Genomic DNA, 13311 nt, shown 5'->3' with positions numbered 1-13311 from the left:
AATCTGTACGGTATGGAGGCTATATGAGAAAGATATTGATTGTAATAGATATGCAAAGGGATTTTATTGACGGAAGTTTGGGAACTGATGAGGCGGTATCCATTGTAGATGCTGTAAGAAAAAAGATATTGGAATATCCTAAGGAAGATGTGTTTGCAACTATGGATACTCATAAGGAAAACTATTTAGAAAGTCAGGAAGGAAAGAATCTTCCTGTAAAACATTGTATAGAAAACACATCCGGATGGGAGCTTTATCCTTGTATAGCCGAGCTTATATATTCCGGAAATATCTTCAAAAAGCCCGGATTTGGAAGCCTTAATCTGGCAAATAAGATGCTTGAATTGTCAAAGGTTGAAGATATTGAAATAGAGATGGTGGGACTTTGTACTGATATATGTGTGGCTTCAAACGCACTTTTATTAAAGGCATTTTTGCCGGAAACAAGGATTTTTGTTGATTCAAGCTGTTGTGCAGGTGTTACACCTAAAAAGCATGAGGCTGCACTGGAAACCTTAAGAAGCTGTCAGATAAATATAAAATAGAGATAAAATATGAAAGTAATAGATTTAACTCATATAATAAATGAAAAAATGCCTGTATATCCGGGCACTGATACACCGAAGCTTACGCCGGTAAATACTTATAAAAAGGACGGATTTAAAGAGACATTTCTTCAAATGTATACTCATACGGGTACACATGTGGATCCGCCGGCACATATTTATGAAGGAAAAAAGACTTTGGATGAATTTTCTATAGATCAATTTATCGGTAAGGCTCTTGTAATAGACTGTAGAATGTTAAAGGAAGGTGAGCCAATCACTATGGAGAATTTGAAAGTCTATGGAGAAAAAACCGATATGGCCGACTTCTTACTCTTTAATCTGGGTTGGGATAAGAGATGGGGAAGTGATGAGTACTTTGGAGATTATCCCTGCATTGATGATGAAGTGATGGATTATATTTTAAAGGGGAATTATAAGGGGATAGGTTTTGATGTTATGGGGCTTGATCCTATAGCGGATGAGAATCTCACCCGCCATAAAAAGCTTTTTGAAAACTGTGATATTATAAATATAGAAAATCTTACCAATCTGGAGCAGTGTGGAGATGAGTTGTTTTGGTTTGGCTGTTTTCCTTTAAAAATAGAAAACTGTGACGGTTCACCGATAAGAGCGGTGGCATGGTTTAATTAAGGTCAAACTTTGCATATCCTTCATTATACTGCACATAAACGGTATCTATGATATCCTGCCCTGTATTTGCATAGACAGCCTGTCCGACCTCAAGCCTGCAAGCTTTAAAATCTTCATCAGGCTTTTGACGGTTGTCTACGGCTTTTACTTCGCCAACTTTTGAGTAATTTTGTGGCAGGGTATCATCAAATCCGGTTGCATAGTAACAGTAAATCTGCTGATTGTACATTATTTGAGGCTGCTCTATCTCACCGTTTTTAAAACCCGTCTCATTCGTATCTGATTTTCTACAGGAGCTTAAAATAAATATCAAACAACATATTGTACCTATCATTAAAAATCTTAATACTTTTCTCATTTAGACCTCCTTACTTTATGCTTTGTATCTATAGTATAATAGATACTTATCTGTGATTCCATTATTTATTCTTAAATATATCAACTATTATCATAAAGATAGTCTGTTTTCTTATTATTAATCAGTTTAGATAATCCATAAATAAATGCAGCAGAAATTTCTTCACATTATCTTCACAAATAAGAGATTTTTTCAGCTTCATTTCAGCTTACTCGGGTATCCTTAGTGCATGGAAGGGAAAACAAAACATCCTTTCAAAAATGAAGTTAAAAAAGAGGGACTTATGCTTGGGCTGGGTGCATGCAATGCATCACAGAATGCAAGTGCGGCAACTGTAAGTGCAAATGTGAACAATGATAAAACTCAAAAAGTGCAGGGCACACAGACAGCTATAAATATTGAGAATAATAATATTACTATAACAGGTGAAGGTGCAAGCAGTGAAGGCAATATTATTACTATAAATAAGGCAGGTAATTATCGTCTTAGCGGTAAGTTGGATGAAGGGCAAATAGTCGTAAATGCAGACGGAGATGTAAACTTAAATCTTGATAATTTTGCCATATCAAATTCTAAGGATGCTCCTATTGTGGGAAAGACCGGAAATTTGAATATTAATTTGGCTGACGGCAGTGATAATAAAATAAGTGATACCAGAGCTGCGAATACTCAGATAGAGAACAGCTCCAATGATTCTAAAGCATATGATGCAGCTTTATACAGTGAAGCCGATATAAATATTTCAGGAAGCGGAACACTTGTCGTGGAGGGCGGATATGAGGATGCCATACACAGTAAATCAAATCTTAATATAGAGGGTGGCAATTACAGTATTACAGCCTCACATCATGGACTTAACGGAAAGAAAACTCTTGTTGTAAAGGGCGGTAAATTTGAGATTACAACTGTAGAGGATGCCCTGCATTCCAAGGGTGATGTTACCTTTGAAAACGGTGAACTAAATATCAATGCAGGTGATGATGCTCTGCATGCAGACAATACATTGACCGTTAAAGACGGAAATATCATGAAGATCCATTTCGTGCGGTTAACTTCAGAATTGATGAGCAAGGATTCATGAGATGTCCTAACGATAAAGCATTCCATTTTTTATGCAGAAAAAATGTGAGGGGAAATCAATACGGACACAAGGAAGAACTGTATGAATGCGAAGACTGCAGCGAATGTCCATATGCAAATAAATGTAAGAAGACAGACAAGAATCGAACCGTTCGGATCAATCATGAACTAACTTCCATGCATCAGGAAGTAATCGAAAACATGGAAAGTATCCACGGTGCGTTATTACGAATGAACCGTTTGATACAGGCAGAAGGTACTTTCGGAATTATGAAAAGCGACCGTTGGTACAAGAGAATTGTCCGAAGAGGTATTCATTCAGTCAAACTGGAAGTTTTACTCGTGGCCATAGGCCATAATTTATATAAATATCAAAAAAAAAGATGAGAAACGGAGCTGCCGCATAGATTCAAAAAAGAATTTCTATGGGGTAGGGGAACTGCGCTTTTTTGCGTATGATTTCAGTCATTTATACACAATAAATGTAAAAAGGGGGATGTCATTTCCAGACAGCCCCTTTTTTTCACATATTCTTCACAAATTAGTCTGTTTTTTTCAGCTTCATTTCAGTTTACTTTTGTATCCTTAATGCATCAAAGGAAAACAATCCTTTAAAAATAAATTCAGTATAAGAGAAATGAGGAGCTTATGAAAAGTAAAATAACAGATAATAAGAAGATAAACAGAAATATTGCATTCTCCTTAATGGGAATGGGACTGATGCTTGGACTTGGTGCCTGCAATGCATCACAGGATGCAAATGCGGCAACGGTAAGAGCAAATGTAACTAACAGTAAAAGTGAGAAAACTCAAGGTAATGAAACAAGTATAAATGTTGATAATAATACCGTTTCAATAAATGGAGACGGAGCAAGCAGCGAAGGAAAGATCATTACTATAAGTAAGGCAGGAAATTATAGACTGAAAGGCAATCTGAGTGAAGGACAGATAGTAGTAAATTCAGACGGAGATGTAAACTTAAATCTTGATAACTTTACAATATCAAATTCTTCAGATGCACCGATTGTAGGAAAGAGTGGAAATATAAATATCAACCTTATTGATGGAAGTGATAATACGATAAGCGATATGAGAGCTGCAAATACTCAAGATGAGAATTCCACAAGTGAAAACAATGTTTATGATGCGGCTGTTTACAGCGAAGAAGATATAAACTTAACAGGATCAGGTAAGCTTACAGTGGAAGGCGGATATGAGGATGCTATACATTCAAAATCAAACTTGAATATAGAAAGCGGAAACTACAGTATTACCGCTTCACATCATGGACTTAACGGTAAGAAAACACTTGTTGTAAAGAATGGAAATTTTGATATCACTACAGTAGAGGATGCACTGCATTCCAAGGGTGATGTTACATTTGAAAACGGTGAGTTGAATATCAATTCAGGTGATGATGCATTACATGCAGACAATACTTTGACTGTTAAAGACGGAAAAATAAATATAGCGACTTCAAATGAAGGTCTTGAAGGAATCACAGTAAATGTTGAAGGCGGAAATATACTGGTAAATTCAAGTGATGACGGTATAAATGCAGCAGGAGACTCAACAGACGGATCACAGGTCAGCTATGCTATCAATATCTCAGGAGGAGATATAAATATAATTCCGGGTGGTGACGGTATAGACTCCAATGGCGATTTAAATATTTCCGGTGGAAATATAATAGTAGACGGACCTTCAAATGGTGGAAATGCACCGATTGACTATGACGGAACAGGTACTATTACAGGTGGAAGCATACTTGCAACAGGTAATTCCGGAATGTTCCAAGGATTTAACGGGAACAATTCAACTCAGTCAAGTATTATTTACTACTTGGATAACAATGCGGCTACAGGAGCTACTATAAAGATCAGTGACGAATCAGGAAAGGAGCTTTTCACATCAGCAGATCAGACACAGAGATATAATGCAGTTTTATACAGCAGTGCAGAGATTGAAAGAGGAAAGAACTATAAGGTAAGTGTAGGAAATAGTGAGGGTTCTGTTACTGCAGGAAATTCACAGGGAGGAAACTTCGGCCAGCCTCCGCAGGGCGGAATGGGAGGAAATGGTCAGCGACCACAGGGTCAGCCACCACAGATGAATGGAAATTCACAGGGAAGAGGGGGAAATGGCCAGGGCCAGCCGCCACAGGGTGGAATGGGCGGTAACTCACAGAGAGGAAACTTTGGCCAGCCACCGCAGGGCGGAAGAGACGGCAACTCTCAAGACGGAAACTTCGGCCAGCCACCACAGGGTGGAAGAGACGGCAACTCTCAAGACGGAAACTTTGGTCAACTACCGATGGGTCAGCCACCTGAAATGAATGGAAACTTCCAGGAAAGAGGAGGAAATGGCCAAGGCCAGCCACCGATGGGTCAGCCGCCACAGAATGAAAATAATCAGAGCAGTGAAAATAAAACTGATTCTAAGAAGAAAAAGAATAAGAATAACAGTAATCAAAAGACAGGAGATACATCCGGAAAGGAGAAGTAATGAAAAGAAGATTTGCCCTAATACCGGCATATAAGCCAAATGAAAATTTGATATATTTTGTGCAGTCCATTGAAGCAAGAGGAATAGAGGTAGTAGTGGTGAATGATGGTTCAGGGGAAGAATATCTTCCCCTCTTTTCCCAACTTGAAAAGAACAGCAGAGCAAAGGTCATTCACTTTTATGTAAATAAGGGAAAGGGTGCCGCTATAAAAGAAGGATTGTCCTATTTAAATAAAATAGAGGATGATTTTGCAGTAATAACATTGGATGCAGACGGACAACATTCACTAAAGGACGCGCTATATCTGCTTGATAAATCAATGGAAAGTGAAGACAGCCTAATACTTGGATGCAGAGAACAGTCAAAGGATTCGCCACTCAGATCAAGAATAGGAAACTATATCACAAATAAGGTATTTGCTCTTTCCACAGGTGTAAATATTGAAGATACTCAGACCGGAATGAGGGCATTTCACAAAAGTCTGATTCCGGAGCTACTACTTATAAAGGGTGAGAGGTATGAGTATGAGATGAATATGTTACTTCATTTTGCAAGAAAAGGTATCAGGATGAAAGAATACACAATTGAAACGATATATATCAATGACAATGAAGAGAGTCACTTTGATACTATAAAAGACTCTGCAAGAATATACAGTCAGATCATCAAGTTTTGTGGCAGTTCTATTTTATCCTTTATTATAGATTTTTTACTTTACACTATATGCTTTTTGTTTTCAGGAAGCATAATACTTTCAAATGCGATTGCCCGCATTATATCACTACACTTCAACTTTTTTGTAAATAAAAAGTTTGTGTTTAATAATAATAAAAAAGACGAGAAGAATCTTGCGGGGGAATATATCTCATATCTGGGACTTGCGGCATTTATATTTGCAATGAATACTTTGATTCTTCGAGGAATGGTAGAAGCATTAAATATAAATGCATATTTGGCTAAGATAATAACAGAAGTGGTTTTATTTACAGTATCATACTTTGTGCAAAGACATTTGGTGTTTGCAAAGAAAAAAGAGACTGTAAGAGAGAATAATTATGCCGCTTCTTTAAAATAGACAGGGGTAAAATATATGAAGAAATTAAATAAAAAGGGTTTAGGCATATTATATGGTGTAGCCTTATTTTCATTCAGTACATATGCACTTTTAGATACATTTGTAATACCGCATCCGATGCAAAGTGTAATGGCTTCAAATGTAGTCGCAGAGACTACAAACAGCAATATAAAGGAAAGTGTTGAAGCTGCTATAGAAGAAAAACTTAATAGCGGAACAAGCACTTCAAATAATATAACATCAGGGACAAATGTATCATCTGACAGTACTGAAACCGAAAGTACTGATGAAATAAGCGGTGCTACAGTGGCTAATATGCAGACTGTTGAAGGAGGTACTGTTATAGGAGAATATTCCGACAGTAACACAAGTATTACACTAAAACAGTACAGGGCATATGATAGTGATATCTATGTGGCTGATGTAACGGTAAGTGATGTTTCAGTTTTAAAGACTGCACTTGCAAATAATACTTATGGAAGAAATATTACCGATACAACTTCAAATATAGCCAAAGAGAATAATTCCATACTTGCTATCAATGGAGATTACTATGGTGCAAGACAGGCAGGATATGTTATAAGAAACGGAAATCTTTACAGAAACACATCAGGAGACAGAGATGACCTTGTTATAACAAATACCGGAGAGTTTGAGTTTGTATCAGAGAATGAAACAACTGCTGAAGCTCTTTTACAAAGTGGAGCATATCAGGTGTTATCATTCGGACCGTTCTTGCTTGAAGACGGCGAAATATCTGTAGGTGAAAATGAAGAAGTAGGAATGGCGATGGCAAGCAATCCGAGAACGGCAATCGGATATCTTGGAAACAATCACTATGTATTTGTGGTATCAGACGGAAGAACAAGCGAGAGTGCAGGATTAAGCCTTTATGAACTTGCAACATTTATGAAAGAGCTTGGAATAACAGATGCCTATAATCTGGATGGTGGCGGTTCTTCCACTATGGTTTTCAAGGGAGAGATCATAAACAATCCTACTACAAACGGGCGATCAAATCAGGAAAGATCGGTAAGTGATATAGTATATATTGGAGGTGGAAACTGATGAAGAAATCATGGATTTATCTTGGTATTTCGGTATTTGTATTTATCTTCGGGCAGATATATGAATACTTCTCACATGGCGTATATTCAAGCTATATGATGTATGCATTTTTGATACCTTTTATAGGGCTTTTTATACCAAGCCTTTTAAACAATCTTATTTTAAAAAGAACAATTTCGGATAATGTCACTTTGCCTTGGAAATGCGGTATAGCAACTCTTAGTGCAGGTTCAATATACAAAGGTATATTGGAAATCTATGGTACAAGCGGAACCTTTGAAATGGTTTATTTGATAATAGGAAGTATATTTTGCATTATGGCAGCTGTATTCCTGGCAGGCGGAAATGGAAAAACAAATAAGGATTGTGAAAGCAGTTTATAGTAAAAAGGTGCAGATTTGACGGATTTCGAATTTGCACCCTTTTTTTATTAAAAAATATTTTGTTGTATAAAACATAAAAATATAATAATATAGAATAACAAACATGGTTTTTCTTTTTATCTAAAATATTCTTTATAAGGAGCGTTATGAAAAGCCTAGATTATTCATTGTTAACTCCATGAAAGTGGCTGAAAGCCACATAATTACTATATTTTAACAAAATATTGCTTTCACTTATTAAGTGAAGAAAAAAAGAGCGTCCATTTGTGGTAAAATTAAGGTGCTTAAACTCAAAAAAAATACACAAAGGAGCCCTTTATGAGTATTGTAAACACCTTATCACTTGAAAGCAATAGAAAAATTAAAATTAATTTCGATGGAGGAGATTTATCCTCTGATGCAGGCTTACTTCTTATAAAAGAATTCGTAAGTAAACTTGGCATTGATAAACTTTTCAGTCAATCATTTAAGACCAATGATTCTGCATTATTCCGTTATCACACTGATAAAGAAAATCTTCTTCAGATGATATATATGATCATTGCAGGTTATTTTGAAGATGACGCTTCAGATGAACTTACAAATGATCCTGTGTTTAAAGCAGTGCTAAATAAAGACACTTTAGCATCACAACCAACCATTTCAAGATTTCATAATCGAATGGATGAGGATTCGCTGAATCAGTTCCTTTCAATAAATCAAATTCTTCGAAAGAAAGTTTATAGCATTCAGATGCCGGAAGCTATCATTTTAGATTTGGACTCAACACTCCTTAATGCCTATGGCAAACAGGAAGGTAGAGCATTTAACTTCCACTATCAAAGTAACGGTTACCATCCACTTGTTTGCTATGATGGAATCACAGGAGATTTGATTAAAATTCAGCTTCGCGATGGGACTAAGTATTCAAGCACAGGAGTTGTGGAATTTCTTCAGCCTATACTTGATGAATATCTTGAAGATTTTCCGGAAATTAAACTTCTCCTTCGTGGAGATAGTGGCTTTGCAACACCCGGTTTATATAAACAGTGTGAAGAAAACGGCACCGGCTATGTAATTCGTTTGAAAGAGAATGCTATACTTCGTGATAAAGCATCATATCTTGTAGATGAACTTGATGAAATCACAAAAAACAACAAAGTAGATTATGCTGTAGTTTATGGTGAATTCATGTATCAGGCAGGTCCTTGGCCTTATGAAAGACGTGTTGTCTGTAAAGTTGAAAAACCTGAAAACCAAATTACTTACATGTATACATTCATTGTTACAAACATGGAATCATCCCCTGAATATCTTATCAAGTTCTATTGCAAAAGAGGCTTGATGGAAAACTTCATAAAGGAAAGTAAAACAGGTTTTGACTTTGCTTCTGTCAGCAGTCATACAAGAATTGTAAATGCCAACAGGCTTCAAATACATGCACTTGCTTATAACATATTTAATTGGTTTAGACGATTGGCGTTATCTGCAAATATGAGAAAACAACGCATTGATACTGTCCGTCTAAAACTGCTAAAGATTGCTGCAAAAGTAATTCGTTCAGCAAGGTATATAACATTCAAGCTGTGTAGCAGTTGCCCATATAAGGATGAGTTCTATGATACTCTATCAAATATCAGCAAGCTATGTATACAGCTTGAATAACAACTAATAATGAACCTTGACAGCTTGATAACTACTTGTAAACTCTACCTAGGGGAAGTCTGCCCATTTTTAGGTGTATCAAGTCAGTTATAGCGTCATGGATTAGGTTTAAAGATTTATAGCACGGTAATTAACTTAAATATCGTACCGTGAATAATGCAGGAAAAGTTCTAAAATATCTATAGAAAGGGTTCTAAAGGTTATCTTAGATTACCTCAAATATGAAATATCGCCTTAAATATTGAGAGAAGGGAGAAGATATGACAGAAGCATTAAAGGAATTATATGAAGATTTAAGAAAAGAAGTAGATGTAGTAGAGCTTGATAGAGCCAGAGAAAGTGGAATTGTAAGTACTCTGGTATCACTTGTAAAGGATGGTATATTGAGTGTTGATGAAGCTGCTAAGCGGGCAAAAATGAGTGTAAACAAATTTGAGAAGTATGTTAAGTAGAAGAGACAAAATTACCCGGTTTTATGAAATATATAGGAGGATATAATATTTGCTATATCCTCCTAATTACTTAGTTAAAATTACATATGAAAATAAACCTCAAAACATATCTTTTTATTCTTGCTTATTACCTTTATTTCACCCTTATGCATAAGTACTATTTCCTTTGCTATGGGAAGACCGAGTCCATAGCCGCTACCGGAGTGAGATTCGTCAAGTCTGTAGAAACGCTTAAATATATTGACAGTATCCTCTTTTGAAAGATCTTTTTCTATATCATTTTCTACAGATAAAATAATACTCTTTTTTGTCTTAGTTAAAGTAAGTGTGGTGTGTGAAAGCGAGTATTTCATAGCATTTTCTAAAAGTATCGAGATAAGATCTTTTATCTTATTTGCATCTCCCAAAACAGAAATATTATCCTCTATATTGTAATTAAGTTCCTTGTTATTCTCAAAAAACAATGGCTCAAAATACAGGCATTCTTTGGTTGCAATATCTGATAAAACTATTTTTTCCATCTGCTCTTTTCTATCCTGCCAGTTTTCAAGGCGGCTTAGGTCAAGCAAATCCTGTGTCAAATGCTTCATCCTTTCACTCATCTCATCAATACCGTTGATATTTTTCTTCAGCAATTCCATATTTTCTAATTGAATAGAATTCTTTGATATTGCCTTTTGAATATTTCCCACATTATTTATTATAACTGTGAGAGGAGTTTTTATCTCATGTGATGCATCTGAAATAAATTGGCGTTGGGAAGTAATGGCATCACTTACAGGCTGTATACTCTTTTTAACAAAATATTTTGAAAAGAGTATAATCACGGTAGAGATTACAAAGAATAGCAGTACAAGCAAAACTAAAAGATTGTTTAAGTTTTTTATTTCAGTACTGAAATCGGTTACTGCAATTCGATACAAAGTTGGCGGTCTGTTACTATCGGTAAGGTTATGGGGTATAGATTTATTCTCTGCAGAGTATATATTTGTATCGGATTTATCTGTTTTATTATGAGGTCGCCGTTCTTCATCATCAAAGCGATCAGGCGGGGCTTTGACTTCACAGATATATTGAAGTTTTCCACCATTTATTGATGAATAAAACCTGTTTGAATTTCCACTTATTTTGTTTAATGCATCTGATATTAAATCCTGTTTTATTTTGCTATCAAGAAAAAAATCAGCTCCACTTGTATCTATGATATTTCCGTCAGAGTCAAACATCATTTGAAAAACAGCATAGGATCCGGATACGGAGTCTTGATACATTGGAGTATTCATAGCTTCAGAAAGTGTGGATCTCATATCGCTGTAAATGCTGTTTCTGTTAAAAAGAAAAGGGAAGATAAGCATGAAAATAAGCAAAAAAATACTTACGGAAGATAAAAGCAAAGTGAGTTTTTTTTGTAATTTCTCAATCATTCATCACCTCTTACTTCCAAATGATATCCAAGCCTTCTGCTGGCAACTATTGATATATCTGATGACAATGTCTTAAGCTTCTTTCTTAGAAATCCTATATATACCTCCACATTGTTTTCTGTGGCATCACTGTCATATCCCCAGATTTTTTCAAGGAACAGATTTTTTGAAATATTGTTTTTGCCCTCCTTTAAAAGAAACCTCATCATTTGAAACTCCTTGGAGGAGAGTCGTATGGAATTATCACCGGATATAAGTTCTGATGAATCTATATCTAAAGTGGTATTGCCAAAGCTTATTTGATTGACTTCCTTTCCCTGTCTGCGAAGAAGAGCATTTACACAGGCTAAGAGCTCCCTTCTGTCAAAAGGTTTTGTAAGATAATAGTCTGCACCCGAATCAAGTCCTTCAACCCTGTCAAGGATATCTGATTTGGCAGTTAATATCAAAATGGGAAGTCCGTTTTTCTCTTTCCTGAGAGTTCTTGCCACCTCAAAACCGTTCAATTTAGGTAGCATTAAGTCAAGTACAAGCAGATCAAAATGTGAAGACCTTGCAAGTATCAGTCCTTCCATTCCGTCATAGGCACATTCTACAATATGCCCACATTCTTCTAAAATTTCTTTAAGAGACGAAGCAAGCAGTACTTCATCTTCAACTACTAAAATATTCATACACACTCCGCATTTAGGTGGTATTTACACCTTAAATTAACACTAAAAGTATAGAGTATTATTCTCTCATATAATTAACTTTTATTCAATTATATAGTCTTTTCTTTGTCTTATGTTTTAACAAAAGATTTCTGAATACTCCTTACCATAAAAACAGCTAAAGCAAATGAGAGTACATCTGCAATAGGTTGCAGCAGGTATATTCCATATTGGGAGAATAAGACGGATAAAATATAAAGCAGAGGTATAAAAAATATTCCCTGACGAGAAACGGAGAGTATGGAAGCCATAAGGTATTTTCCTATGTTTTGTAAAAGCATACTGCTTACTGCAAAGAAGCCTACAAAGGGCATAGTTATACATTGCATACGTAAAATCTGCACACTTATAGATATAACCTCAATATTGGATGTCATCGTCTTAACAAGTTTATATGAAAAGATACATAAAAGGATTGCAGAAAAAATCAAAAATATACTGCCGATTGTGGTTGTAAGTTTAAAAGCATCTTTTACTCTGTTATATTTTTTTGCTCCGTAATTCATTGCACAGATTGGCTGAAAGCCTTGAGACCAGCCTATCATTATCATATAGGCGATTGCCGATATTCTTGAGCTTACTGTCAAAGCCGCCAGAATGGAATCTCCATATTTGGCAGCAGTCATATTCAGTAAAATCAGAGCAATACTTGTAACGGACTGCCTGGAAAAATTCGGCATACCTCCGGCCAGTATATGATATATTCTCTCTTTATTAAAATTTAAATGTAAAGATATATTTCCCGATTTGAAAGAGAAATATGTCAGTATAAAAGAGCCTACTATCTGGCCTGTAAGAGTAGCATAGCCGGCTCCGATAAAGCCAAGTTTTAAAGTAAACATCATTACAGGATCCAGTATCATATTTGTAATCATTCCAAAAAGCAGTCCGGTCATCCCTTCTTTCACATTTCCACATAGTCTTAGCTGATTATAAATTGTAAGTGAATAAAGACCCAAGGGTATACTTAGAATAATTATCCGCAAATACTCTATAGTAAATTCAAATAAATCATTTGAAGCATTACCACCTAAAAACTTTGAGAGAGGAATAATAAAAATCTGCGATAAAAAGGCGATAATTAATCCGGTTGATATTGCAAAGAATATTCCTATGGAAGCCATATCTTTAGCCTCTTTATCATTTTGTTCTCCGATTTTTTTTGACATTATATTGCCGCTTCCATAGCCGAACCAAAATCCAAGTGCCTGTATAAAACTCATAAAGCTGAAAACTATACCGATTGCGGCAGTCATAGACTTATTGTTTAAGATACCTACAAAGAAGGTATCTGTAAGATTGTAAATGACCATTACCAGCATTCCGATAATAGTGGGAATGGAGGTTTTTATAAGTAGTGGAAGAAGAGCGTCATTTAAAATTGCCTTTCTTTTCATTTCTTTATCCAT

The 13311-nt window shown here is 35.7% G+C and carries 12 protein-coding genes and 2 pseudogenes; 10 read left to right on the top strand and 4 right to left on the bottom strand.

Translation table 11 applies throughout. The features are described from left to right. Positions 1–23: 23 nt before the first annotated feature. Together EHV10_RS13335 and EHV10_RS13330 are read left to right on the top strand one after the other, a co-directional pair. On the top strand, positions 24–545 hold the full coding sequence (locus EHV10_RS13335; protein WP_128675070.1) for a cysteine hydrolase family protein: 522 nt from the start codon (positions 24–26) through the stop codon (positions 543–545). A gap of 9 nt (positions 546–554) precedes the next feature. Then, complete coding sequence (locus EHV10_RS13330; protein ID WP_128675069.1) at positions 555–1199, top strand: cyclase family protein; 645 nt, start codon at positions 555–557, stop codon at positions 1197–1199. Here EHV10_RS13330 and EHV10_RS13325 read toward each other — a convergent pair. After that, the gene (locus EHV10_RS13325; RefSeq protein WP_128675068.1) at positions 1192–1557 is read right to left on the bottom strand and encodes a hypothetical protein; all 366 of its coding nucleotides are present in this window, start codon (positions 1555–1557) and stop codon (positions 1192–1194) included. The genes EHV10_RS13330 and EHV10_RS13325 overlap by 8 nt on opposite strands. 229 nt (positions 1558–1786) lie before the next feature. Here EHV10_RS13325 and EHV10_RS13320 point away from each other — a divergent pair. The 8 genes and pseudogenes from EHV10_RS13320 to EHV10_RS13285 all read left to right on the top strand — a co-directional run. Beyond that, positions 1787–2584: pseudogene (locus EHV10_RS13320) on the top strand (carbohydrate-binding domain-containing protein); the annotation flags it as partial. Next, positions 2575–3044 (top strand): annotated as a pseudogene (locus EHV10_RS15455) (transposase); the annotation flags it as partial. The pseudogenes EHV10_RS13320 and EHV10_RS15455, both read left to right, overlap by 10 nt. A gap of 241 nt (positions 3045–3285) precedes the next feature. Continuing rightward, positions 3286–5142 (top strand): carbohydrate-binding domain-containing protein, encoded by a 1857-nt coding sequence (locus tag EHV10_RS13310; RefSeq protein WP_128675067.1) that lies wholly within the window; start codon positions 3286–3288, stop codon positions 5140–5142. Continuing rightward, on the top strand, positions 5142–6218 hold the full coding sequence (locus EHV10_RS13305) for a bifunctional glycosyltransferase family 2/GtrA family protein (RefSeq protein WP_128675066.1): 1077 nt from the start codon (positions 5142–5144) through the stop codon (positions 6216–6218). Before EHV10_RS13310 ends, EHV10_RS13305 begins: the two co-directional genes overlap by 1 nt. A gap of 15 nt (positions 6219–6233) precedes the next feature. Next, complete coding sequence (locus EHV10_RS13300; RefSeq protein ID WP_128675065.1) at positions 6234–7286, top strand: phosphodiester glycosidase family protein; 1053 nt, start codon at positions 6234–6236, stop codon at positions 7284–7286. Further along, positions 7286–7669: a hypothetical protein gene (locus EHV10_RS13295; RefSeq protein WP_128675064.1), complete on the top strand. Its 384-nt coding sequence runs from the start codon at positions 7286–7288 to the stop codon at positions 7667–7669. Before EHV10_RS13300 ends, EHV10_RS13295 begins: the two co-directional genes overlap by 1 nt. 318 nt (positions 7670–7987) lie before the next feature. Further along, positions 7988–9313, top strand: a complete 1326-nt coding sequence (locus EHV10_RS13290; RefSeq protein ID WP_128672997.1) for an IS1380 family transposase — start codon at positions 7988–7990, stop codon at positions 9311–9313. A 260-nt stretch (positions 9314–9573) separates the two neighbouring features. Continuing rightward, entirely contained in the window at positions 9574–9765 is a 192-nt protein-coding gene (locus EHV10_RS13285) for a resolvase (protein ID WP_128675063.1), read from the top strand. Between the two features lie 80 nt (positions 9766–9845). Here the strand turns inward: EHV10_RS13285 and EHV10_RS13280 are convergent, their stop codons facing one another. The 3 genes from EHV10_RS13280 to EHV10_RS13270 form a co-directional block, all read right to left on the bottom strand. Continuing rightward, positions 9846–11189: a sensor histidine kinase gene (locus tag EHV10_RS13280; RefSeq protein ID WP_128675062.1), complete on the bottom strand. Its 1344-nt coding sequence runs from the start codon at positions 11187–11189 to the stop codon at positions 9846–9848. After that, the gene (locus tag EHV10_RS13275; RefSeq protein ID WP_128675061.1) at positions 11186–11863 is read right to left on the bottom strand and encodes a response regulator transcription factor; all 678 of its coding nucleotides are present in this window, start codon (positions 11861–11863) and stop codon (positions 11186–11188) included. Before EHV10_RS13275 ends, EHV10_RS13280 begins: the two co-directional genes overlap by 4 nt. Before the next feature lie 110 nt (positions 11864–11973). Next, positions 11974–13311 carry an MATE family efflux transporter gene (locus tag EHV10_RS13270; protein ID WP_128675060.1) on the bottom strand — a complete coding sequence of 446 codons (1338 nt, stop codon included), beginning with the start codon at positions 13309–13311 and terminating at the stop codon, positions 11974–11976.

The organism is Lachnoanaerobaculum gingivalis (assembly GCF_003862475.1).
Lineage (GTDB): Bacteria > Bacillota > Clostridia > Lachnospirales > Lachnospiraceae > Lachnoanaerobaculum > Lachnoanaerobaculum gingivalis.
The sequence above is the reverse complement of the archived record's forward strand: the minus strand, read 5'-3'. Positions and strand labels throughout refer to the sequence as shown.